Raw genomic sequence first — 22010 nt, forward strand, 5'->3', positions numbered from 1 at the left:
TACTTGCTAGGCTGCGGCCCATGGCACGGGATTCCAACGCGACGAAGGCGCGGCTGCTCGACGCCGCCTTCACCGAGTTCGCGACGTACGGCATCGCGGGCGCGCGCGTCGACCGCATCGCCGAGGCGGCGCAAGCGAACAAGCGGCTCATCTACGTCTACTACGGCAACAAGGAGCAGCTCTTCGACGCCGTGCTCCAGCGGGCCCTCGCGACGGGATCGGAGTCCGTCCCCTTCGACGTGGAGGACCTGCCCGGCTACGCGGGGGCGGTCTTCGACCACCTCGTCGAGCGGCCCGCGCTGATGCGCCTCGTGCTGTGGAAGCAGCTGGAGCGCCCGGGGGCCGCGGACGAGGAGTCCATGTCCTACGAGGGCAAGATCGCGGCGGTCCGGCGGGCGCAGGAAGAGGGCCGGATCGATGCCGCGGTGCCCGCGGCGGACGTCCTGACGCTGGTCATGGGCCTGTCGCAGGCCTGGTTCGGCGCGGTGGGCGGCCCGGCGGCGGACGCGGCGGGCACCGGCTGGGCCGCCGAGCGGCTCGCCGAGCACCGTGCGGCGGTCGTGGAATCCGTCCGCCGCATCACCGCCCCCGCGCCCCCGGCGGCCGGAGCCTGAGCGGATCCACGCTCAGCGGCGCGGCCCGGCGAACTCCAGCAGCGTCCGCTCGTACCGCCCGCCGAAGCCCACCCGGGTGACCGCCCGGAACGGGAACTTCGACAGGTTCGGACTCCATCGCGCCTCGGTGTCGATCTCCCGCAGCCGCAACGACTTCGGCCGTACCGCGGCCACCTCGCCGATCCAGCAGGCATCCGGCGCGACCCGCTCGACATGCAGGGACACCAGCCCGAACGTCCGGGAGGCCCCCACCGCCAGGTCTGCCGGCCCGTCCAGGACCGGCGCCGGCTCGGGCGCCCGGGCCGGCCACCGCCCGCGCCGCCGCAGCGCCCGGACGGTCAGGCAGTCCGGGCCGCCCCGCCACCCGACCTTCGTGATGTCCGCGGTGCGCACCGCCGCCCAGCCGTCGAGCCGGAGATCACTGCACAGGGCGATCAGGGTCCACGCCGCGCTCGTGCCGACGACGAATCCGTCGAGCCGGTCGGCGCCCCGGATCGCCGACCGGTGGACGCGGACCGGAATGCCCGACGACAGGGCCTCCGCGAGCCGTGCCGCGACCTTGTCGTCCGCCTGGTGGGTGCTGTCCATGTTGTCCCCATGCTTCATGGACAGATCCTGCACCGCCCGGGGGCGCGGCGGCACTCGGGTTTCCGCCGCTCCCCGTCTCCGCGTCAGCGGGCGAGGAACGGCCGCAGCGCGGCGAGGAGTTCGACGGGGGAGTCGAGTGCGATGAGGTGGGCCGCTGCGGGGAACTCGACCAGGGTGGCACCGGGGATCCCGGCGGCGTACCGGCGGGCGATGTCCTGGAAGTCGGCCACGTCGAGCCGGCCGATCCCGACCAGCGTGGGCACACCGATCGTCGCGATGTCGCCGCCCGCGCCGCCCTGGGAGTGTTCCCCGACCGTGTCCTGGTTCACCAGCGACGTCCGCACGGGGGTGCGGAGCCGTTCGGCCAGGCCCGGAGCGACGTCCTCCCAGCCGCGACCGGGCCCGCGCAGCCACATGTCCAGGTTCACGCGGACCGCGGCGTCCAGGTCGCCCGCGGCCAGGGCCGCCGTCTCGGCCTCGTCGTAGGCCACCATGTCCGCCGACCAGCCGTAGCCGGGCCACGGCGGGGCGAGCAGCGTCAGCGACCGGACCCGGCCGGGGTGGGCGAGGGTGAAGTTCACGGCCACCCGCCCGCCCCAGGACGCGCCGACGAGCCGGACGCTCTCGTGACCGAGGTGGTCCAGGAGCCGGCACAGGTCATCGGTCTCCGTGAACGGCCCGGTCGGGGGTGCGGACTCACCGAACCCGCGCAGGTCGTACCGGATGACGGTGTTCTGTTCCGCCAGGGCGGGCACCACCGCGTCCCACATGGTGTGGTCGGCGACACCGGCGTGCACGAGCACCACGGGCGGACCTTCGCCGGTGACGGTGTAGGAAAGGTGGCCGAGATCGTCAGCAAGGATAAGCATCCGCAGATAGTCGCAGGTCAGCACCGCGCAGGCCATCCGAATTCACGGCACCGCGGACTCATATGGACCCATCGCGCCGGAAAGCGGACGATGCGAGCAGTTCCCGCAGGAGGCCCACGACGAGCCCGGGCCGTCCCACGAACGGGGAATGGCCCGTCCGCCACTCGCGCAGACCACGTAGGTGGAGGGAGCGTCCTTCCAGCTCTGGCGCTGCGGAACCCCTCGCCCGCAGCCGGGGGCCTGGGCTCGCAGGAGGCCGACCGCACGGGCGGCGAGCGGTTCGGGGCAGTCGTCGTAGAGGGCGGCCGCGGCCGGATCGGGGCACAGCCGGGTCGAGCCGTCGGGCCCGGGGCGGATCGCCTCCCGGAGCCGAGAGGACGCCCCACCCAGACCGGCCGCGCTCTCACCGGCGTCCGGCACGAAGGCCGCCACGTACACCAAGTGCCCTGCTCCGCGCACCCCGGTGGAGCTCGGGAACCACGACCTCGGTTCCGCAGGCCCGCAGAGACCCTGCCACTTCGGCGAAGTGCTCAGGACGGTGATACAGGCCGTGCACGAGCACCACAGCGGCCATGCGCCCCGCCTCACGGTCGGCATCGACCCAGTGATCTTCACACGGCAAGATCCGGAAGAGACGGTCCGGTTCCTCCGGCCGGTCCGACAAAGTGCGTGGACGGACCGTCGATGATCAAGTATCGTCCGAACCCGGACCACATCGCACGAGACGAACGGAAGGAGGCGAGTGCCGTGCAGTTCTCAACCATCCAGCGCTCCCTCCCCGTTACCCCGGTGTGGTTCATCTGATCCGAGGCCGGGAGCGCACCACGCAGTACCCATCCCGGAGGATTCCATGACCGACCCGGTCATCCGCGCGCTCGACGAGAGCGACGCCCACCTGTTCGACGCACACCCCGATCCCCTGAACGCCCGCGCCGCCCACGAGCGCACCACGCACCGCCCCGACTGGAAGCGGGTGGCCCTGCGCGACGGCACGGTCGTAGCCCGGGGCGCCTGGTGGGGCGGCGCCGACGACAAGGAACCCGTCAACGTCAACTGGTTCGACGTCGCCGAGGGCGAGGTGGAGGCGGGGGCCGAACTCCTGCGCTCCGCCCCCTGGCAGGTCGAGCTCGAGATCAACCTCCCCGGCGACTGGCGCGACCACCCCGACCTGACCGCCGCCGCCGAGACCCGCTTCGCCGCCGCCCGGGCGGCCGGCTACGAACTCCTGGTGGAACGCTTCCTCTACCGCTGGACCCCGGAGTGCGGACTCCCCGAACGGCCCGGCCGCCTCGTCTTCGGCGCCGAACCCGACGACGCGGTCTTCTTCGACGCGCTGCGCCGCATCCACTCGGCCACCCTGGACGCCCACGCCCTGAAGGCCATAGCGGAGGGCGGCCTCGACCAGGCCGCCCAGGAGGAGCTCGACTTCTTCCACTGGTGCCCGTCCCCGCGGGAGTGGTGGCAGGTCGCCCGCACCCCCGAGGGCGACCTGGCCGGGATCCACATCCCGGCGCACAACCCCTCCGGACCGACCATCGGATTCATCGGGGTCCTCCCGGAACACCGCGGCCGCGGCTACGCCTACGACCTCCTCGCGGAGTGCACCCACTTCCTGGTGGAGCACGGCGCCGAGGCCGTGACCGGAGCCACGGACCGGGGGAACTTCCCCATGGCCGCGAACTTCGCCAAGGCCGGCTTCCCCGTGGTCCGCGAGCGCGTCAACTTCCACCCCGCCGCCCCGTCCGCCTCGTAGCAGCGGACCGACCCTCGCCCCGCGCCGTGCTGTTCCGGCTGCGGGGCGAGGCCCGTGCCGCTCCGTACACTGACGGGCATGGCATGCCGCATCAGTGAGCTGGTCATCGACGCCGCCGACCCCGAGCGGCTCGCCGCCTTCTGGAGCGAGGTCCTCGGCTACGCCGAACTCGGCCGGGAGGACGACGGGAGCATCGAGATCGGGCCGCCCGACGCGGGCTTCGGAGGCCCGCAGCCCACCCTCGTCCTCAGCCCCGGCAGCGCCCCACGGACCGGCAAGCTCCGGCTGCACATCGACGTCAACCCCACCGACCGCGACCAGGCCGCCGAGCTGGAGCGCCTCCTCGCCCTCGGCGCCAGGCCCGCCGACGTCGGTCAGACCGGCACCGAGAACTGGTACGTCCTCGCCGACCCGGAGGGAAACGAATTCTGCCTCCTGCACAGGCGGCTCCCGCCCCTGTGACCACGCGGCCCGGCCTCCCCGGCCTCCGTGTCGACGGTATGTCAGAGCCCGTGGAGCGTCACGGTCGCAGTGGCTTCGCGCAGCTGCGGGGTCTGGGCCTGGATCAGGTGGAACAGGGCCTCCCGGGCCAGTCGGCCCGCCGTGTTCCCGTACTGCACGGCCCGCCCGCCGGTCGCCGCCACACAGGCGGTGGCGGCCCTCACCGCGAGGTCCAGGGCCGCGGCCCGGACCCCGGTCCGCGCCGGTACCTCCTGTTCGGGGGCGAGTTCGTCCCGCAGGGCGTACGCCTCGCTACGCAGCCGGGCGGCCTCCTCCGCCAGCCGGTGGGCGAGCGTCCCGTACGTGGCTCCGGCCCGGGGCGCGGCCGCCAGCAGCAGGTCGACGGCTGCGCGCAGATGTCCGAAGACGGCCGGATTGGCGTTCGCGTTCTCCAGATCGTAGGACCGGGCCCATTGCGACCTGGGCTCGACGGAGATCACGTCCTCCAGCGGCACGACGACGTCCCGCAGCTCGACGGCGGCCGTGTGCGTCGCGCCCATCGCCCACAGCGGCGGTGACTCCACCGCGGCCATGCCGAGGCCGGTGCCCGGCCCCCTCGGGCAGTCGACCCGTACGAACAGGGCTCGGTCATCGGCGGTGACGGCGCCGATGACCGCCGTGTCCGCGAGACCCCAGCCCGTCATCCAGGGCACCCGGCCACGAAGCCGCCACCCCTGTTCGCAGCGCTCCGCGGACACCGGCGGCCGCGGATGGCGCAAGTACGCGAAGCCCGCCGTGGCCTGGACGGCACCCGTGCCCAGTCCGGGCAGCCAGCGGTCACGGAGTCCGGTGTTGGCACTGGCGGTCAGCGCCTTCACGAGGCCGAAGTGCTGGGTGTAGACGAACCAGGTGGACGGATCGACGGCGGCGAGGATCTCGTGGACCTCCCGGACCACCTGACCGCGGGTGCAGCCGCCGCCCGGTGCCGGTTCGTACCCGAGGACTCCGTGGGCGCCGCTGCGGGCCAGCTCGTCCAACCGGGCGCGGGACACGCCTTCGACGGCGGTGCGCTCCGCATCGGGCGCCAGCACGGTGGCCGCCACGCGCGTCACCGCCCCGACCAACGGCTCGGCCGCCAGGCCCGGCGGCGTCTCCAATGCCGTTCCCCCGCCCGGTACGCCTCGCATCAGCGCCGGTCGGGAAGATGCCAGCGGTGCGGGGCGGCGAGCGCGTCGATGCTGTCCGGCCCCCAGGTTCCCGGGGCGTACGGCTCCACGGGAGGGGGCGCGTCCAGCAGCGGGGCCGAGACCTCCCACAGGCGCTCGATGCCGTCGGATCGGGTGAAGAAGGACTGGTCGCCGAGCATGGCCTCGAGGAGGAGGTGCTCGTAGCCCTCCAGGGAGTTGTCGGCGGTGAAGGAGCTCCGGTAGCCGAAGACCATGTCCGCCTCCGCCAACCGCATGGCGGGACCGGGCTCCTTGACGAGGAACCGGGCGGTGATGGAACCGGGGTCGGCGAAGTCGATGACGAGCTCGTTGCCGCGGCCGTCGACGGCCGCGCGCGCGTTCAGGGGGAACATACCGAGGACGGGCTCGCGCAGGCTCAGGGTGACGACGTGCCGGCCCTCGGCCAGTGCCTTGCCCGAGCGCAGGAGGAAGGGGACACCGGCCCAGCGCCAGTTGTCGATCTCGACGCGCAGGGCGGCGAAGGTTTCGGTGTCCGAAGCCGGATCGACACCGGGTTCGGCGCGGTAGCCCGCATACTGCCCGCGGACGACGTGCGCGGGATCCAGCGGCCGCAGGCTGCGGAAGACCTTGACCTGCTCGTCCCGGAGCGACCGCGCGTCGAGGACGACCGGCGGTTCCATGGCGACGAACCCGAGCAGCTGGAAGAGATGAGTGACGATCATGTCGCGGAAGGTTCCGGTGCCCTCGAAGAAGTGCGCACGGCCCTGGATGTCGATCTGCTCGGGAACGTCGATCTGCACATGGCTGATGTGCTCGCGGTTCCAGAGGGGTTCGAAGAGGCCGTTGGCGAACCGGAGGGCGAGGATGTTGTCCACCGCCTCCTTGCCGAGGAAGTGGTCGATGCGGAACACGCGGGACTCGTCGAACACGGCGTGGATGGCCCCGTTGAGGGCGCGGGCGGACGCGAGGTCGGTCCCGAAGGGCTTCTCGACGATGACACGGGCGTCCTGGGCGAGGCCCGTGGCGCCGAGGAGTTCGACCATCGAGGTGAACGCGACGGGCGGGACGGCGAGGTGGAACAGCCGTCGCGGGGTGCCGCCGACGGCCTGCTCGGCCGCGCGCACAGCCGCCACCAGCGGCTCGGGAGCCTGCGGATCGGCCGAGCCGAAGGACAGGGCGGACTCGAACTCCTCCCATTCGGGGCCCTCGGGGCGCGAGCGCCCGAACTCCGCCACGGCCTGGAGTGCGTGGGCACGGAAGTCCTGGTCGCTCAGGGCCTCGGCCGCCGGGGCGGAGCCGACGATGCGGTAGCGCCGCGGCATCAGCCCCGCCTTGGCGAGATGGAACAGGCCGGGCAGCAGTTTGCGCCGGGCCAGGTCTCCCGTGGCACCGAAGAGGACGATGACGTGGTCGGCCGGGCCCGACCCGGGTGACGGTGCGGACTGCGCGGACTGGGTGGGCTGGGTCATGGCGGGCATCCTCACGCGTCGGCGCCGGGGCGCTCCATGGCACGACGTACGGGACCGGTATCCGTCCGCCCGGGTCCGACCCGTACGAGGTGCACGGGTGGGCCCGAGGCCATTCGCCGCACTTCCGTTCCGGGCGGTCGCATCGTGTCGCATCGCCCTGAGCACCCACTGTGCGTGTTCACCACTGTTCCGGCACCCGGGATTCCACCACCCGGGTCACGGGCGACGGGTCCGTTTCGCTGACGGTCGGGTGTCGCCCCCGGCACTAGTCTCGGACCGTGGGACAGCCTCTGGAGAGCGTCGAAGGCGCAGGACCGTTCGTCACCCGGCGCACCTGGCGGCGTCCCGAGGGGGACACCGTGGTCTGGGATTCGCGGCTGGCCCGCAAGCGCGGCACGCTGTCGGTCCGGAGCCAGGGGGACACGGCCGGCCGGGCCGCGCCCGCCGAGCCCGGGGCACTGCGCCGCCTGCGCAGGCTCAACGTCGTCGCTTCCGGTGCGTTCGTCATCGGCGGGGCGCTGTTCGCCGTCGGCGCCGCGGTCTCCCAGTTCGGCTCGGGCGATCCGCTCGTCAGCGCGTGGGTGTACCTCGTCGGGGGGCTGTTCTTCAGCACCGGGGGCTACGTCTCGGTCCTGCAGGTACTGAACGCGCCGCGGCACGCCGCGGGCGGCGGCTTCCTGGAAACCGCCCGCTGGCGGTGGTGGGGGTACGAGCCGATGCGGCTGGACTGGCTGAGCACGTTCGTCCTGTTCAGCGGGACGCTCGTGTTCGGCGTCAACCTCCTGGACTCCTTCCTGGAGGGCCTGACCGTCCAGCAGGTCAATCGGCTTATCTGGACCCCTGACGTCATCGGGTGCGTGCTGTTCCTCGTCTCGGGGCATCTCGCGTTCGCCGAGATCTGTCATCGGCCCTGGCCGTGCATCCGCTCCCGCAGTCTCGGATGGTGGGTCGTGGCGGTCAACCAGCTCGGTTCGGTCCTCTTCATGGTCTCGGCGCTGGCCGCCTTCACCCGTCCCGCCACCGGAAGCCTGGTCAACGTCGACATCGCCAACTGGGGAACGCTCACCGGTGCGCTGTGCTTCTCGGTCGGCGGGGTGCTGCAGCTCTTCGAGCGGCCGTAGCCGGCCCGCGGCCGCCGTACGGAGTGGACGCGCTCATCCGTCCGGCTCTCGTCGAGGAACGGGAACCAGGGAGCGGCCCGGTCAGGTTCGGTAGGGGTACAGGGCCACGCTCTCCGATCCGACGCTGATCTGCACCCAGGAACCGTCCAGGCCGCTGGGGACGGGTGATGCCAGGTCGAAGAGCACGGGCCAGTGGCCCATCCGGAGGCAGGCGGCGCCGTCGTCGGTCAGGTGGAGGCGGCCACTCATGAGCACCCGGTCGCCGTCCTGCCGGAGTTCCGGCTCGGCGGCAGCGGCCGGCCAGGTGTTCCGGCCCCAGTGGATGTCCTCGTCGACGTGCCATTCGATGAGGTGCCGGCCGTCGGCATCCTGGGGATCACCGCGCCAGACCACCACGGCGGTTCCGACCGGGGTGTGAACCCGAACCGTCATGTGCTGTTGCGGGCTCTGCGGCAGGCTCTCCGTGCGGACCGACATCGCCTCATCATGCATGACGTCACGTCTTGGGACCGAGGAATCGTCCGGTGGCCGTGGTCAAGCGGCGGTGAGCCAGTCCGGGTATGAGTTGGCGAGGTCGTCGCGGCAACGCACTGGTGCTGTTCTCTGCCATGACACCGCATGGTGTCACCTCCCCGGCAGACAGCCCTGTGACCCGTTCCGGCGGCGCCAGAACGGGTGGTCCGGCCACCGCCGTTCCTCGGCGTAGGACTGGGCGTGATGGTGGTGGTAGGCGTCCGCCACGCCGTTCAGGAACGAGGCGTACGACGCGAGGGCGCCCGTGTCACCGGCCAGGCAGCGGTCGACGGCCAGGCCGGCGCGGGCCCCGGTGTGCAGGGCCGTGAGGATGCCCTGGGAGGACAGGGGGTCGAAGGCGATCGCGGCGTCCCCGGCGGCGACCCATCCGGGGCCGGCCGGCGGGGACAGCCGCAGTCCGTGGGCGGCCGTCCAGCGCGGCGCGGTGGAGCCGGCCCGGTCGTAGCCGCTCAGACGGTCCCCTACGTGGCGGGTGCGCTCCGCCGCGTACCGGAATCCGTGCGCGGTGCGCAGCCCCGCCGGGGCGAGGTCGGCGTCGGTGAGATGGGCGACCACCCGCCCGGCGGGCACCCTGGCGGTGTACCACCAGCCCTCGGGCACCGCCTCGACGAGCGTACGCAGCTCCAGGTCCTCGGCGGGTCCGGGGCCGCGGGTCCGGTCCGCCCCGGAGCCGCCGAGCAGCGTGAAGACGGCCACGAGCCGATCCTGCCGGCGGCGCGGGGCCAGGCGGCGGCCGATGAGGGCGCGGCGGCCGGTCGCGTCGACGACCCAGCCGCTGCGCACCTCCGTCACGGCGCCGCCCCGCTCCCGCAGCAGCAGGCGCTGCTCCCCGGCCGTGTTGCGGTGGCCGATCACGGTGGCTCGCCGGATCAGCGCGCCCGCGGCCACCGCGGCCTCGCGCAGGAAGGCGTCGAAACGCCCGCGGTCGAGGTGCCAGCCGTGGCCGTGCGGGTCGAACAGGTGGCTGTGGCCGTGCAGCCGCGCCGATCCCCAGGACGCGTAGGTGCCCGGGCAGACCAGGTGCGCGTCGGCGGCGAAGGTGGTCCAGAGTCCCAGGTCGTGCAGCAGGGGCCGGGCCGCCGGCGGCAGGGTCTCACCGATCGTGAAGGCCGCGGCGGGGGCGCCCGGCGGGCCGCCGTCCACCAGCAGGACGCGTCGGCCGGCCCGGGCCAGGACCAGGGCGGCGACGGCCCCGGCCGGGCCGCCCCCGGCCACGACGGCCTCGAAACGTCCGGCGTGGGGAACCGGGCAGGTCCGGGCGGTCACGGCGTCTCCGGGAAGCGGGCGACCTTCTCGAAGTATCCCGCCATCACCTCCCCGTCGGGCCGCCCGGCCGAGGCGATGGCGGCGGCCACCGCTTTCTCCCGCACCGCGGGATCGGCGGCTTCGGGCACGTGCAGGCACACCAGGTTCCGCAGTGGGGGCGGTGCGTGTTCGGGATGGAAGCTCACCTCGGACTCCACCAGCATGCTCGCGGGGAGACTCACCGGGTCGCCGGAACCGGAGCTGGAGTCGGCGGCGGGGCCCTCCCGGCGCGCGACGATGCCGAGCTTGCCGAAGTCCTTGACCATGGCGTTCATCTGGGCGACGCGGTCGGACGGCAGCCATCTGTCCCACACCGCCCTGTCCTCGAAGGCGGTGCGGCGGTCCTCCGGATCGGCGGCCGGGTCCACGGCCGTCCGGTAGTTCTCCTCCGTCAACACGTGGTTGGGCACCCGCGCAGGCCAGAAGGTGGGCAGGTACGGGTCGTACCGCGGCCCGAAGCCCAGGTAGTACCCCGACCGGCAGCGGGCGGTGTCGGTCTGCCAGGGCACGGCCATCCAGCGGGTCAGCCCGCCCGGCTCCTGGCCGTACACCGGACCGTCGACGGCGAGCGCCGTCTGCGGGGTGAGCGTGGAGCCGTAACCGGGTTCGGGCCGCGCCGGGTCGCGGTGGCGCACGCGGAAGGGCGCGGAGTACAGGCTGGCGTGCCGCATCGGCCAGGTGAGCTCACAGCCGGGGTGGAAGGCGTCGGCCAGGCAGTACGAGAGGGCGGCCCGGTCGAGGGCCGCCGGGCGCTGGGCGAGCGGCAGGGCGTCGAGCGTCGTGGGCGGCGCGGCCCGGGGGTCGTAGTCGGCGTCGAAGTCCCCGGCGGCCCAGCGGGCCAGCATGTCGTACTGCAGGGGGGAGAGCGCCAGATGCTGCCGCGCGGAGACGGGCCGTACGCTCATCGAGTCGCCGTAGATCGGCGGCCAGGGCACGGGGGAGAGGCCGTCGCGGTCGGGATCGCGCATCATCGCCCAGATCTGCCGGCGCAGTTCGTCGCGCCGGGCGCCGTGGCCGGCCAGCTCCGCCAGTCGCTCGGGAGCCAGGAAGTGCTCGCGCCCACCGTGACCGAAGAGGGCCGCGATGCCGCGGTTGACCCACTGCAGATCGCACAGGCGGCGCAGCACCGGCAGCACGTCGTGGGTGAACGAGACGCGCTCCGGGGGCGCCAGCATGCCCGCGGCCACGAAGGTGTCGCACATCAGGTCGTACATCGTGCGCACCGACTTGAGCTCCGGCGCGAAGTTCGGGGGAGCTACCACCACCCAGGCCGGATCGACCGGGACGTCCCTGCCGTCGATGCGGACCCGCGCGGTGACCGGGCCGTCGCAGGTGTCGTCGTGCCAGCCGTCGTTGTTGGCGAAGTGCGTCGCCTGGGCGGCGGGGTAGGAGGCGGACACCCCGCGCCCCCCGAGGAACAGCAGGCGGCCGGCGCCGTCGGTGCGCAGCTCGCCCAGGTGGACGGGGTGCCCCAGGAACGTGCCCGAGTCGAACGCGTACTCCGGCTTCCCCGCGCGTTCGCGGCCCCGGATCGAGCGGGGTCCCGGGGTGATCGCCAGCCGGTGGCGTTCCCCCGCGGGCACCGTGGTGAGGTTGCGCAGTGTGGTCGCGGGGGCCTGCGCCGCCTCGGGGATGTCCAGGGCCAGCTGGAACTGGTACCAGGCGGCCTTCTTGTTGGCCACCTCCACGGTCCAGTGCAGGTCGGCGTTGTCCGCCGTCAGCTCGGCCACCGCCTCACCGGCGGCGTTGTAGCCGTACACCCGGAACCGGACGGCCTGCCGCTTGAGCGCGCCCCTCGCGTCCTTGTACGTGCCGGTGGCCGGCGGGGGAGCGCCGTCGACCTCCGGGGCGAGGAAGAACTCGTCCGCGCTGTCGCCGACCCTGGCCACGCCGATCGCCGGGTGCACGGCGGCCCGTACGATCCGGGTGTCGCGGCCGTGCGGCTCGGTGGCGGCCGGCCGCGCGGGACCGGGTTCCGCCGCCGGAATGCCGTTGGCATCGCGCCGCCGGGCCGCCGACGCGTGGTAGACGACCTTGCGGGCCTCGGCGATGCTGCCGACGGGCCGGTGCTCGGACAGGCTGTGCCAGGGGTTGAAGGCGAGGTTGTCCCCGTACGCCTTCTGCCCCCGTGCGGTCGTGTCCTGCTGATGCAGCGTCAGCGTGGCCACCTTCACGGGGACGCTCTCGTCCTCCTCCCAGCGCACGGTGGCCCGGTCCAGCGGCATCCGGTCCGGGTCCGTCCGGAACTGGAGCAGCAGGTCGAAGGCGGCCGGGCCGGCGGCCAGGCGGTGGCGCAGGTCCCCGCGCAGGAAGGAAGGGTCCTCGTCCGGCGGAGTGGCCCGGGGGTCACCGTCCGCGCAGCCGGCCGGGACGAGCTTGTACTTCACGTGCCGGTCCGGTCCGAAGGAGTACGGCAGCACGCCCCAGTACGTCGACGTGAGCGTGCTCTCGACGGGCTTGCGCATGTCCGCGAGGATCTGCCGGGTGAGGGGGTGCTGCTGCTGGTACGCCGCCGGGTCCAGCTGGAACTCGCACATGTCCCGGGCCGTGTCGACGAAGAAGACGTCGTGGTTCTGCAGCACGAGGTCCTGGGTGTCGGCCCGGGTGTCGTCCTGGAGGAGCTTCGGCCCCGGCACGCCGAACAGTTTGACGCCCCAGCCGGCGGTCCTGCGCAGATCCGGCCGCTCCGGCTGGGTGTCACTGGACATGCGCACCCAGGCGGTCAGACCGCCCTGTTCCGCGGCGGCTTCGAGGAAACCGATGCGGAGCTCGGGCGGCAACCCGGGGACGACCGTCAGCACACCGCGGGCCGCCCCGTGGAACTTGACGAACACCGGCCGCAGGAGGGGATCCTGCCCCCGGGCGACGCGGTCCCCCATCCGCTCGCCCACGAACTCGGCCATGATCCCGGCGATCGGCTCGTTGACGCAGTCGCGCGGGGGCGGCTGAGTGGGACTGTCTGACACCTCGGGGCTCTCCGCCATGGCTCTGCTCCTGCCTGTCGAGGGCCGACCCGGGGCCGACCGCGTGCTGGCGCTCCTGGCGGGAACCAGCCTGCCCCACAAAGCGCCAGATAAGGGGCAACCCGTGCCGTCGGGTCGTCCCTGCCGGGCAGTGGACCCGTGGCGCCTCCACCCGGCGCCGGCCGCACCCGTCCGAGCCCGCGGCCCGTCGCGCAGGGATGATCGAATTGTCAATGTTGCCGCTGGTAGGGGCGGTGGGGCCCCGTGGCGCACGGGATTCACGGAAATGTCCACCACGCACGCCGGCCGGCGCACGCCGGCGCGCGGGACGTTTTTGTCCGCAGGGCAGAAGCCTTGCCCAGGGCGGCGCCGTGCGCGGTAGCCTCCGCAAGAGGGGCATGCTCCGGAAAAACTTTTCCGAAAGCGATTGTTCGGAGCGCGCCACGCCCGAAATCAGCCGGTGTTCGCGGACCCGCGGACACCATGGACCTGCCGTCGTCTGCGCACCGCGCACTCCCTGGAGGGACACACGTGAAGGACTCGAAGGACAGGCTGGAAGCACTGCGGGCCGAGATCGAGCGCCGCAATCCCGCGCAGCCCGAGTTCCACCAGGCGGTACGGGAGGTCCTCGAATCCCTGGCCCCCGTCTTCACCGCCCGGCCCGAGTACGCCGACCCGGCCGTGGCACTGGTGGAGCGCCTCACCGAGCCCGAGCGGCAGATCGTCTTCCGTGTCCCATGGCAGGACGACCGGGGCCGGGTCCACGTCAACCGCGGCTACCGCGTCGAGTTCAACAGCGCGCTCGGCCCGTACAAGGGCGGTTTGCGCTTCCACCCGTCGGTGGACATCGGCGTGGTGAAGTTCCTCGGCTTCGAGCAGATCTTCAAGAACGCCCTCACCGGCCTCGGGATCGGCGGCGGCAAGGGCGGCAGCGACTTCGACCCGCACGGCAGGTCGGACGCCGAAGTCATGCGGTTCTGCCAGTCCTTCATGACCGAGCTGCACCGGCACATCGGCGAGCACACCGACGTGCCCGCGGGCGACATCGGTGTCGGCGGCCGCGAGATCGGCTACCTCTTCGGCCAGTACAGGCGCATCACCAACCGCTGGGAGGCCGGCGTCCTGACCGGCAAGGGGCAGGGCTGGGGCGGCTCCGCGATCCGGCCGCAGGCGACCGGCTACGGCAGCGTGCTCTTCGCCGCCGAGATGCTGAAGGTCCGGGGCGAGTCGCTGGACGGACTGGGAGCGGTGGTCTCCGGCTCCGGCAACGTCGCGCTGTACACCATCGAGAAGCTCCAGCAGCTCGGCGCGAACCCGCTGACCTGCTCCGACTCCCAGGGCTACGTGGTCGACGACAAGGGCATCGATCTCGCACTGCTCAAGCAGGTCAAGGAGGTCGAGCGCGGGCGCGTGAGCGAGTACGTGGCGCGTCGCGGATCCTCGGCCCGGTTCGTGCCCGGCGGGCGGGTCTGGGAGGTGCCGGCGGACATCGCCTTCCCTTCCGCCACGCAGAACGAACTGGACGCGCAGGACGCCCGTACGCTCGTCGCGGGCGGGGTCAAGGCGGTCTCCGAAGGCGCCAACATGCCGACCACCCCGGAGGCCGTACGGATCCTGCAGGAGGCCGGGGTCGCGTTCGGGCCCGGCAAGGCCGCCAACGCGGGCGGGGTGGCCGTCAGCGCCCTGGAGATGAGCCAGAACGCCGGCCGGGTGGCCTGGAGCGCACAGCGGGTGGAGGACGAGCTCGCCGCCATCATGCGCTCGATCCACGCCGTCGCGCACGAGACGGCCGAGCGGTACGGCGCCCCGGGCGACTACGTCACCGGCGCGAACATCGCCGGATTCGAGCGGGTCGCGGACGCGATGCTGGCACAGGGCGTCATCTGATCGGACGATCCATCTGATCGGACGATCACTCCGCGCGCTCGGGTGGGCCGGGTGGGGGCCCTGCTGCCCCCCCTGCGGCAGCCCGCGAGGACGGAGACGGCCCCGCACCCCGGCCCTCAACCGGGGGCGGGGCCGGTCCGGTTCATCCGTCTCAAGGGGCAACCTGCGCCGTGCCACGGCTCCTCGCGTTCACCCGCGCTGCCGCCCGTGGGCGGGTCAGTGGAGGGTCAGGGCGTAGGTGAGGAGGGCGAGGGTGACGGTGGTGAGGACGGTGCGCCAGGTGTTGGCGTTGTTCCAGGGGGTTTCGTAGGCGGTACGGGCGGTGTGGGTGGTGGTGGGGTCGGTGTGTTGTTCGGGGTGTCCGGCCTCTTCGAGGGCGTTGTTGAGGGGGATGTTGACGCGGGCTGTGATGATCATGGAGGCGAGACACGCGGCGAGTGCGGCCGCGAGCGGCGCGATGGTGTCGCGGGTGCCGGAGTCGGTGGCGTGGAGGACGAGGGTGGCGGTGATGAGCAGCGGGGCGCCGAGGTAGGCGAGCATGAACCAGCCGTTGAGGATGGCCTTGTTGATGTTCTGCATGGTTTCGACGGTGGTTCTGTCGGTGCTGCGGGCGAGGCCGGGCATGACGGCGACGGTGAATGCGTAGAAGAGCCCGCTGGTGAGACCGGCGGTGATGGTCGCGGCGATCAGGGTCAAGGTTCGTGCGGTTTCCACGTGGTTCCCTTCCGTGGTGTTCCGGTCGGTGCCTGAGGGCCGGGTGGGCTGGGCGGCAGTGCGGTGCCGTGCCGGGCAGTGCGGTGCCGGGGTCGGCGGGTGGTACGCGCCGGGATCCGCCGGGAGCGGTGCTGACGGGCCGTGCCAGGTGGGCGGGCCGTGCGGCGGTCTGGGATTTGGCTGATCATAAGGGTCGAGTGGTGTGTGTGGCCCCGTGGTGTGGTGGGGTTGTGTTTTCTTGTCGTTGTTCTTGGGGGTGTTGTCGTGCTGACTGCTCTTACCGGGGCTTTCGGGGACCGTGGGGATGCTGTTTCGGTCGCGGGCCGTGCCGCGTCGTACGAGGATCTTCTGGGTGCGGCGGGGGCGGTGGCCGCGGATCTTGCCGAATGGGGGCCGGTTCCGGCGTTCGCGGTGACCGCGACGCCTTCGCTGGAGACGGTGGCCGCTGTGGTGGGCGGTCTCCTGGCGGGGGTGCCGTGTGTGCCGGTGCCGCCCGACGCGGGGCCGGTGGAGCGCGATCACATCCTGCGGGATTCGGGCGCCCGGCTGCTGGAGGTGGACTTCGCCCGCCGTGTGCCCTCGCCCGGCCCCCTGCCGTCGGCGGGTCCGGCGAGGGCGGGGGAGTCGGCGCTGATTCTGTACACGTCGGGGACGACGGGTGTGCCCAAGGGCGTTGAGCTGAGCAGGGCCGCGATCGTCGCGGACCTGGACGCGCTGGCAGCGGCGTGGGAGTGGGGTGCGCAGGACGTCCTGGTGCACGGGCTGCCGTTGTTCCACGTCCACGGGCTGGTGCTGGGTGTGCTGGGGGCCCTGCGGACGGGAAGCCGTCTGGTGCACACGGGCCGGCCGACGCCGGAGGCGTACGCGGCGGCCGCGGCGACGGGCGGGAGCCTGTACTTCGGTGTGCCGACCGTGTGGTCGCGGATCGCGGCAGCGCCGGGGGCGGCCGAGGCGCTGTCGGGGGCCCGGCTGCTGGTGTCGGGGAGCGCGGCCCTGCCGACGCCGGTCTTCCGTGACCTGGAGCGGCTGACGGGGCACCGGGTCGTGGAGCGGTACGGGATGACGGAGACGCTGATCACGGTGAGCGGGCGGGCGGGGGGCGCGGTGGCTCCCGGTACGGTCGGTACCGCGCTGGAGGGTGTCGCCACGCGGGTCGTCGCCGAGCCGGGGGCGGAGATCGGTGAGCTCCAGGTGAAGGGGCCGACGCTGTTCTCGGGCTATCTGGGCCGGCCGGATGCGACGGCGGCCGCGTACACGGAGGACGGCTGGTTCCGTACGGGTGACATCGCGTCCGTCGACGCGGAGGGTGTGCACCGGATCGTGGGGCGGGCTTCCACCGACATGATCAAGTCCGGGGGATACCGGATCGGCGCGGGCGAGGTGGAGAACGCGCTCCTGGACCATCCACGGGTGCAGGAGGCGGCGGTGGTGGGTGTGCCCGATGCCGATCTGGGCGAGCGGATCGTGGCGTTCGTCGTGGCCGAGGGCGTCAGCGGCGGCGAGCTCACCGATTTCGTCGCGGCGCGCCTGTCGGTCCACAAGCGTCCGCGCGAGGTCCGCTTCATCACGGCGGTACCGCGCAACGCCATGGGGAAGCCCCAGAAGCGCCTCCTGCTGGAAGGGGAGGAGCGGGGCCGGTCCTGAGGAGTACCCGGGGTCCCGCAGGTGACGCAGCGGTTCTTGGGCGGGCACTGCGCCCTGTGCTGCACCGGGCCTCCGACCACCGGGTTTCCGGCCACCGGGCCTCCGGCCCGGAGGTCCGGGTCCGGATGCTTCGGACCGTCGACCTGGACCGGATCGCGGCCCGCACCGCCCGTGATCTACTCCCGACCATGCCGCTGTTGATGCTGGATCTCGACAACACTCTGATCGACTGCGACACGGCCTTACGCCCTGCTGTCGCCGCGCTTCTCGTCGAACACCGCCTCCCCGACACTGATCTCACCTGGGTCATGAACATCGACGTCGGCGGCTGTACCCCCGGGAGGAGGTCCCGGCGGCCCTGACGGGGCGATACCGGGACGCGGCGCCCCGCGAGGCTGTTCACGCTCTGCTCGACCATGGTGCTGCCGATCGTGTCGCGCTGATGGACTCCTCCCGCGGGCTCGGGAGAGGGCCCGGGCCGACGGCTGGACCTGCGTGATCGTCGCCAACGGCAGTGCCGCTCAGCAGGAAGCCAAGATCGGCCGTGCCGGACTCGACCGGCTCGCCGTGAACACCGTCGGAGTGCCCCTCAGCGGCGCATGGGCCATCGGCGATTCGCCCCATGCCGACATCGTCGGCGCGAACGCACTCGGTCTGCGAAGCCCGGCGCGGGGCGTGGTGACGACGCGATGGTGTTGTCAGGCAAGGGCGTTGACTGCGGGTCAGTTGCTGCGGGCGGTGATGTCGCCGTAGGAGGTGGTGGCGCGGATGGTGAGGCCGGCGGCGGCGCCGTCGGTGTTGCTGAGGGTGTTGTGGATGCGGCCGTAGGCGGTGCCGGCGTCGAGGGTGGCGGAGACGCCGCGGGCGGCGCCGACGGTGATGTCACCGGCCTGGGTGGTCAGTTCCACGGTGCCGTCGACGGCCTCGGCGATCCGCAGGTCGCCCTTCTGGGTGGTGAGCTGCGCGGCGCCGCCCAGGCGTCCGACGGTGATGTCCCCGGCCATCAGGGTGAGGTGGGCGCTCGCGGTCTCGTCGAGCTTGACCGTGCCCTGGGCGCTCTCGAAGGTGACGTCACCCAGGCGGCCGACCCCGCGGAACTCGGCGGCCGCGGTCCTCGCCTCGACGCGGGAGCCGGCGGGCAGCTGGACGGTGATCTCGACCGAACCCGGGTGGTTGCCCAGGACCCGGTTCTTCACCGCTGCGGCCGCGATCCGCAGCACACCGTCGCGGTACTCGGCCGTGGTCCGCTCGGCGGCCTTCACGTCACGGCCCTTGGCGGCGTCCGCCGGAAGGATCTCGACGGTGGTGTCGGCCCGGTCGGCCGCGATGAACCGGATCAGCCCGGCGGGCACGTCCAGGACGGCGGCGATCGGGGCGGCGGTGGCGAACTTCTGCATGGTGGCTTCTCCCTCATCAGCGGCTGCGCTCCGTGCGCCCCGCGGTTTCTGATGAACGAAAAGCTACGTTGCGTTCGCTGAACTAGCAACAGACTTGTTGCGCTAAATCTGCATCACTGCAGGTCAAGAGTTAGATTTCATTGCAATGGTTTCGAGCCTAATGCGACGTGCGCCACGTCGTTCGTTGCAATGGAATGGAAGTGAACGCCAAGGCGGGCAGCGGCCCCGGGAGGTGCGGCCGACGCAGGCGCCGGAGCCGCTGCTCCGCGTCAGCGAGGGGTCAGGAGGCAGAACTCGTTGCCCTCCGGGTCGGCCAGGACCATCCAGTGGATGGCGGACTGGTCGATACCGGGGTCGGTGGCGCCCAGGGAGCGCAGTCGGGCCGCTTCTGCTGCCAGGTCGTCACCGCGGTAGGGGCTGATGTCGAGATGGACGCGGTTCCACACGGTCTTGGTGTCGGGGGTGCGGACGAACTCCAGGTAGGGGCCGACGCCCTTGGCGGAACGCAGGGTGGCGTGGTCGTCGGCGACCTCGTGCAGCGTCCAGTCCATCGCCCCGTCCCAGAACCGGGCCATCTCTCGCGGGTCGGCGCAGTCGACCACCACCGCGGCGATCGGCCCGGTGTCCCGGTAGATCGGACGGGGCTCGAGGACGCAGAACTCGTTCCCCTCAGGATCGGCCATGACCGTCCAGGGGACATCGCCCTGACCCACGTCGGCGAGCGTCGCGCCGAGATCCTGCAGGCGTGCGACCAACTCCGCCTGATGGGCGGTCGAGGTGGTGGCCAGATCGAGGTGCACCCGGTTCTTGACCGTTTTGGGTTCCGGGCGGGCGATGATGTCGATGCAGACCGCCGAGGGGTCGGGATAGGCGAAGCCCACGGGTTCTAGGTTGGTCACGCCGGGTGCCTCGCTGTCGATGCCCCACCCGAGCGCCTCCGCCCAGAACCGGCCGAGCGCGGAGTCGTCCTGGGCCTTCATATTGATCTGCACAAGTCGTGTTGCCATGCCGCAGATCCTAGAAGGCGTGGTCGGCCCGGCCCGCGGCGGACGCCACGCGCTCGACCCTTGGTCCCCCGGGCAAGGCGCGGCCAAGGGTGAGGGTGTGCGCCGAGTGGTCGACGATCGGCTTGCCGGGGTGCGGGCCCTGGTGAAGCATCAGATTACGGGATGTGTCGCCTGCGCATCGTGATGCCACGATGCGCGGCGCGTCGTCCGCTGCCCGCTTGCTTGCCCGACCTCATGAGGAGTGGCCATGGAAGACAGCCTGCTCAGCCGCCGACGGCTGTTGTGGGGTGCTGCCGGCGCGGCGGGTACGGCTCTGGCCGCTGTCGGGCTTCCCCAGCTGATCGGGTCCGAGGAGAAGGTGAAGGCCGCGCCGCCGAGACCCGTGCGCAAGGCCCCCGTCGCCGCCGCCGGGCCGCCTGCGCGCCGGCGTACGGACCCCTCGGTGGACTACGCCCCCGCTGTCTGGGTCGAAGCCTCCGAGTCCAACTACACGTCCTCCGAACGTCCCGAGGCGTATCCCATCGAATACGTCGTCATTCACCTGACAACGGACATCATGCCGATCATGTTCACCAAGTTCAAGGACCCCGCCGAGAGGGTGTCCGCGCACTACATGATCAGCGCAACCGGTACGCAGATCGCCCAGTGCGTGCGCGAGCGGGACGTGGCCTGGCACTCCGGCAGCGTTTGGTACAACCACCGGAGCATCGGCATCGAGCACGAAGGCTGGACCGATCAGCCGGTCTACAACACCAAGATGTACGAGGTGTCCGCCGTGCTCACGGCCACGATCTGTGCGAAGTACGACGTGCCGGTCGACCGGGACCACATTCTGGGCCACGTGGAGGTCCCGCTGTCCACTCACGACGACCCCGGGACCGTGTGGGACTGGGACAAGTACATGAAGCTCGTCGAGAGCGCCCGCCGGAACATCAGGACCTGACACCACCGGGTCGACCCCATCACGCGGGCTTGCCGTCGCCGTAGAGCCACGTGTCCCAGATCGAGTCGAGGTCCCGGCCGGCCCTGGCCTCCACGTACGCGGTGAAGTCGTCCGTGGAGGCGTGGCCGTGGCGGTGGCTCAGGGTCCAGCCCCGCACCAGGGAACGGAAGCCCTCGTCGCCCACGGCCTGGCGGATCTTGTGGATCACCATCGCGCCGCGCACGTACACCGGCTGGCCGGAGATGTCCGAAGCGCTCGGCGGCTGGGCGGGCGGGAAGTCCCACTCGTCGTCGTCCGCGGCCTTGGCGTGGTTGCGGTCGAAGTGGTCCTGGGCGCTGGCCCCGCCGTGGTCCTCGGTCCACAGCCACTCCGCATAGGTCGCGAAGCCCTCGTTGAGCCACATGTCCCGCCACGTTCGCGGGGTGACGGAGTTGCCGAACCACTGGTGGGCCAGCTCGTGCACCACGTTCGTGGTGTGGAAGATGCCGGCCGGAATGGTCGGCCTGGTCTGCGTCTCCAGGGCGTAGGGCACATCCGCCGCCTGATCGACGATCACCCCGGCCGCGGAGAAGGGGTAGGGGCCGAACCTCCCCTCGGACCATTCCATGATCTCCGGGAACCGGCCGAGGACCGCTCCGTCCTCGTCCACGCCCGCCGTCGTGTCCATCGCCGACACGACCGGGACGCCCGACCGGGTCCGGGAGGTCGTGATGTCGTAGCTGCCGATTGCCACGGTCGCGACATGGCTGGCCATGGGCTCGGCCTGGTGCCAGTGGAAGGTGGTGCGGTCGCCACTCGTGCGCCGGGAGCTGAGCAGCCCGTTGGAGATCGCCTGCAGCCCCTTGGGGACCGTGACGGTGATGTCGTACGAGGCCTTGTCCGAGGGGTGGTGGTTGCCCGGGAACCAGGACATCGAGCCCGTCGGCTCACCGAAGGCGACCGCTCCGTTGGCCGTCCTCAGCCAGCCCTCGCGCCACCCGTGGTCATGGGTGATCGACTCGGGGGTGCCCGCGTAGCGCACGACGCTGCGGAAGGCCGCGCCCTTCTTGAGGTGATCACGGGGCTGCAGGGTCAGCTCCTGCCCGTCCTGCCGGACCCGCGCCTGGCTGCCGTCGACGGTGGCGCCCAGCACCTCCATGCCGAGGAGGTCGAGATTGAAGGCGCTGAGGTCCGCAGTGGCCTTCGCGGTGATCCCGGCAGTGCCCTCCAGTCGGCCGCTGCCGGGGTCGTACGCCAGCGTCAGGTCGTAGTGGGTCACGTCGTAGCCGCCGTTCCCGAGCTCCGGGAAGTACGGGTCACCCGCGCCCGCGGCAGCGGGGTGCCCGCCGCGGAACACCGTGCCGGATGCCTCCGACCGGGCACCCGCTCCCGCGTCCGGACCGGAACGGGGCCCCGTCCCGGCGCCGCCACGGCCGTCGGACCCCGAGCACGCGGGGAGTACGGCGAGCAGGCCCGCGACCGCGAAGGCGGCCAGACGTCCGGAAGTCTTCACGCAGCCGATCATGACCCAGCCCCCGAGCGCCCCGGCCTCGCCACGCCGCACCGATGGCCCCTCCGGCTTCCACGTCGGCACC

At 72.1% G+C, this 22010-nt stretch carries 21 protein-coding genes and 1 pseudogene; 9 read left to right on the forward strand and 13 right to left on the reverse strand.

Going from position 1 to position 22010, the window contains the following annotated elements; all coding sequences use genetic code 11:
• Window positions 1-20: 20 nt before the first annotated feature.
• Window positions 21-614, forward strand: a complete 594-nt coding sequence (locus ACXNSR_RS38480; RefSeq protein WP_458639980.1) for a TetR family transcriptional regulator — start codon at window positions 21-23, stop codon at window positions 612-614.
• Window positions 615-626: 12 nt separating this feature from the next.
• Here the strand turns inward: ACXNSR_RS38480 and ACXNSR_RS38485 are convergent, their stop codons facing one another.
• The 3 genes and pseudogenes from ACXNSR_RS38485 to ACXNSR_RS38495 all read right to left on the reverse strand — a co-directional run bounded on the left by ACXNSR_RS38485 (window position 627) and on the right by ACXNSR_RS38495 (window position 2645).
• Window positions 627-1220, reverse strand: a complete 594-nt coding sequence (locus ACXNSR_RS38485) for a hypothetical protein (protein WP_458639981.1) — start codon at window positions 1218-1220, stop codon at window positions 627-629.
• Window positions 1221-1285: 65 nt separating this feature from the next.
• Window positions 1286-2071, reverse strand: coding sequence for an alpha/beta fold hydrolase (locus ACXNSR_RS38490; protein WP_458639982.1), 786 nt, complete (start codon window positions 2069-2071; stop codon window positions 1286-1288).
• Window positions 2072-2129: 58 nt separating this feature from the next.
• Window positions 2130-2645, reverse strand: a pseudogene (locus tag ACXNSR_RS38495) (alpha/beta hydrolase).
• Between the two features lie 276 nt (window positions 2646-2921).
• Between ACXNSR_RS38495 and ACXNSR_RS38500 the strand changes: the two are divergent.
• Together ACXNSR_RS38500 and ACXNSR_RS38505 are read left to right on the forward strand one after the other, a co-directional pair.
• Window positions 2922-3824: a GNAT family N-acetyltransferase gene (locus ACXNSR_RS38500; protein ID WP_458639983.1), complete on the forward strand. Its 903-nt coding sequence runs from the start codon at window positions 2922-2924 to the stop codon at window positions 3822-3824.
• Window positions 3825-3902: 78 nt separating this feature from the next.
• Window positions 3903-4286, forward strand: a complete 384-nt coding sequence (locus ACXNSR_RS38505) for a VOC family protein (RefSeq protein WP_458639984.1) — start codon at window positions 3903-3905, stop codon at window positions 4284-4286.
• Window positions 4287-4327: 41 nt separating this feature from the next.
• Here ACXNSR_RS38505 and ACXNSR_RS38510 read toward each other — a convergent pair whose 3' ends face one another.
• The gene (locus ACXNSR_RS38510; RefSeq protein ID WP_458639985.1) at window positions 4328-5422 is read right to left on the reverse strand and encodes an acyl-CoA dehydrogenase; all 1095 of its coding nucleotides are present in this window, start codon (window positions 5420-5422) and stop codon (window positions 4328-4330) included.
• A gap of 29 nt (window positions 5423-5451) precedes the next feature.
• Window positions 5452-6921, reverse strand: a complete 1470-nt coding sequence (gene zwf, locus ACXNSR_RS38515; RefSeq protein ID WP_458639986.1) for a glucose-6-phosphate dehydrogenase — start codon at window positions 6919-6921, stop codon at window positions 5452-5454.
• A 278-nt stretch (window positions 6922-7199) separates the two neighbouring features.
• Here zwf and ACXNSR_RS38520 point away from each other — a divergent pair, with 278 nt between their 5' ends.
• Window positions 7200-8042: a hypothetical protein gene (locus tag ACXNSR_RS38520; protein WP_458639987.1), complete on the forward strand. Its 843-nt coding sequence runs from the start codon at window positions 7200-7202 to the stop codon at window positions 8040-8042.
• A gap of 81 nt (window positions 8043-8123) precedes the next feature.
• On the opposite strand, the gene ACXNSR_RS38525 is transcribed toward ACXNSR_RS38520, so the two are convergent.
• The 3 genes from ACXNSR_RS38525 to ACXNSR_RS38535 all read right to left on the reverse strand — a co-directional run bounded on the left by ACXNSR_RS38525 (window position 8124) and on the right by ACXNSR_RS38535 (window position 12865).
• Window positions 8124-8519: a hypothetical protein gene (locus tag ACXNSR_RS38525; protein ID WP_458639988.1), complete on the reverse strand. Its 396-nt coding sequence runs from the start codon at window positions 8517-8519 to the stop codon at window positions 8124-8126.
• A 147-nt stretch (window positions 8520-8666) separates the two neighbouring features.
• Window positions 8667-9842, reverse strand: a complete 1176-nt coding sequence (locus ACXNSR_RS38530; RefSeq protein ID WP_458639989.1) for an FAD-dependent monooxygenase — start codon at window positions 9840-9842, stop codon at window positions 8667-8669.
• A complete protein-coding gene (locus ACXNSR_RS38535) occupies window positions 9839-12865 on the reverse strand; it encodes a LodA/GoxA family CTQ-dependent oxidase (RefSeq protein ID WP_458639990.1) in 3027 nt (1008 codons plus the stop codon). Before ACXNSR_RS38535 ends, ACXNSR_RS38530 begins: the two co-directional genes overlap by 4 nt.
• 462 nt (window positions 12866-13327) lie before the next feature.
• Between ACXNSR_RS38535 and gdhA the strand changes: the two genes are divergently transcribed.
• On the forward strand, window positions 13328-14731 hold the full coding sequence (gdhA, locus tag ACXNSR_RS38540) for an NADP-specific glutamate dehydrogenase (RefSeq protein ID WP_458639991.1): 1404 nt from the start codon (window positions 13328-13330) through the stop codon (window positions 14729-14731).
• A 216-nt stretch (window positions 14732-14947) separates the two neighbouring features.
• Here the strand turns inward: gdhA and ACXNSR_RS38545 are convergent, their stop codons facing one another.
• Window positions 14948-15445: an anthrone oxygenase family protein gene (locus ACXNSR_RS38545; RefSeq protein WP_458639992.1), complete on the reverse strand. Its 498-nt coding sequence runs from the start codon at window positions 15443-15445 to the stop codon at window positions 14948-14950.
• Between the two features lie 264 nt (window positions 15446-15709).
• On the opposite strand from ACXNSR_RS38545, the gene ACXNSR_RS38550 reads away from it, so the two are divergent.
• The 3 genes from ACXNSR_RS38550 (at window position 15710) to ACXNSR_RS38560 (ending at window position 17842) form a co-directional block, all read left to right on the forward strand.
• Window positions 15710-17089 (forward strand): AMP-binding protein, encoded by a 1380-nt coding sequence (locus tag ACXNSR_RS38550; protein ID WP_458639993.1) that lies wholly within the window; start codon window positions 15710-15712, stop codon window positions 17087-17089.
• Window positions 17090-17214: 125 nt separating this feature from the next.
• On the forward strand, window positions 17215-17451 hold the full coding sequence (locus ACXNSR_RS38555; RefSeq protein WP_458639994.1) for a hypothetical protein: 237 nt from the start codon (window positions 17215-17217) through the stop codon (window positions 17449-17451).
• Between the two features lie 133 nt (window positions 17452-17584).
• Entirely contained in the window at window positions 17585-17842 is a 258-nt protein-coding gene (locus ACXNSR_RS38560) for an HAD hydrolase-like protein (RefSeq protein ID WP_458639995.1), read from the forward strand.
• Here ACXNSR_RS38560 and ACXNSR_RS38565 read toward each other — a convergent pair.
• The 3 genes from ACXNSR_RS38565 to ACXNSR_RS38575 form a co-directional block, all read right to left on the reverse strand.
• Entirely contained in the window at window positions 17812-18486 is a 675-nt protein-coding gene (locus ACXNSR_RS38565) for a DUF4097 family beta strand repeat-containing protein (RefSeq protein WP_458639996.1), read from the reverse strand. The two genes, ACXNSR_RS38560 and ACXNSR_RS38565, sit on opposite strands and share 31 nt — an antisense overlap.
• A gap of 269 nt (window positions 18487-18755) precedes the next feature.
• Entirely contained in the window at window positions 18756-19493 is a 738-nt protein-coding gene (locus tag ACXNSR_RS38570; RefSeq protein ID WP_458639997.1) for a VOC family protein, read from the reverse strand.
• A 10-nt stretch (window positions 19494-19503) separates the two neighbouring features.
• On the reverse strand, window positions 19504-19644 hold the full coding sequence (locus ACXNSR_RS38575) for a hypothetical protein (protein WP_458639998.1): 141 nt from the start codon (window positions 19642-19644) through the stop codon (window positions 19504-19506).
• A 96-nt stretch (window positions 19645-19740) separates the two neighbouring features.
• Here ACXNSR_RS38575 and ACXNSR_RS38580 point away from each other — a divergent pair, with 96 nt between their 5' ends.
• Entirely contained in the window at window positions 19741-20436 is a 696-nt protein-coding gene (locus tag ACXNSR_RS38580; protein WP_458639999.1) for an N-acetylmuramoyl-L-alanine amidase, read from the forward strand.
• Window positions 20437-20455: 19 nt separating this feature from the next.
• Here ACXNSR_RS38580 and ACXNSR_RS38585 read toward each other — a convergent pair whose 3' ends face one another.
• Window positions 20456-21928: a M1 family metallopeptidase gene (locus tag ACXNSR_RS38585; RefSeq protein ID WP_458640000.1), complete on the reverse strand. Its 1473-nt coding sequence runs from the start codon at window positions 21926-21928 to the stop codon at window positions 20456-20458.
• Between the last annotated feature and the right edge of the window lie 82 nt (window positions 21929-22010).

This window comes from Streptomyces sp. NC-S4, assembly GCF_054353315.1.

Bases quoted from the DNA above. Each gene is read 5' to 3' on its own strand.
- ACXNSR_RS38480 (WP_458639980.1), top strand. From the start codon at position 21: ATGGCACGGGATTCCAACGCGACGAAGGCGCGGCTGCTCGACGCCGCC.
- ACXNSR_RS38485 (WP_458639981.1), bottom strand. From the start codon at position 1,220: ATGAAGCATGGGGACAACATGGACAGCACCCACCAGGCGGACGACAAG.
- ACXNSR_RS38490 (WP_458639982.1), bottom strand. From the start codon at position 2,071: ATGCTTATCCTTGCTGACGATCTCGGCCACCTTTCCTACACCGTCACC.
- ACXNSR_RS38500 (WP_458639983.1), top strand. From the start codon at position 2,922: ATGACCGACCCGGTCATCCGCGCGCTCGACGAGAGCGACGCCCACCTG.
- ACXNSR_RS38505 (WP_458639984.1), top strand. From the start codon at position 3,903: ATGGCATGCCGCATCAGTGAGCTGGTCATCGACGCCGCCGACCCCGAG.
- zwf (WP_458639986.1), bottom strand. From the start codon at position 6,921: ATGACCCAGCCCACCCAGTCCGCGCAGTCCGCACCGTCACCCGGGTCG.
- ACXNSR_RS38525 (WP_458639988.1), bottom strand. From the start codon at position 8,519: ATGTCGGTCCGCACGGAGAGCCTGCCGCAGAGCCCGCAACAGCACATG.
- ACXNSR_RS38535 (WP_458639990.1), bottom strand. From the start codon at position 12,865: ATGGCGGAGAGCCCCGAGGTGTCAGACAGTCCCACTCAGCCGCCCCCG.
- gdhA (WP_458639991.1), top strand. From the start codon at position 13,328: ATGGACCTGCCGTCGTCTGCGCACCGCGCACTCCCTGGAGGGACACAC.
- ACXNSR_RS38555 (WP_458639994.1), top strand. From the start codon at position 17,215: ATGCTTCGGACCGTCGACCTGGACCGGATCGCGGCCCGCACCGCCCGT.
- ACXNSR_RS38565 (WP_458639996.1), bottom strand. From the start codon at position 18,486: ATGCAGAAGTTCGCCACCGCCGCCCCGATCGCCGCCGTCCTGGACGTG.
- ACXNSR_RS38570 (WP_458639997.1), bottom strand. From the start codon at position 19,493: ATGGCAACACGACTTGTGCAGATCAATATGAAGGCCCAGGACGACTCC.
- ACXNSR_RS38575 (WP_458639998.1), bottom strand. From the start codon at position 19,644: ATGCTTCACCAGGGCCCGCACCCCGGCAAGCCGATCGTCGACCACTCG.
- ACXNSR_RS38580 (WP_458639999.1), top strand. From the start codon at position 19,741: ATGGAAGACAGCCTGCTCAGCCGCCGACGGCTGTTGTGGGGTGCTGCC.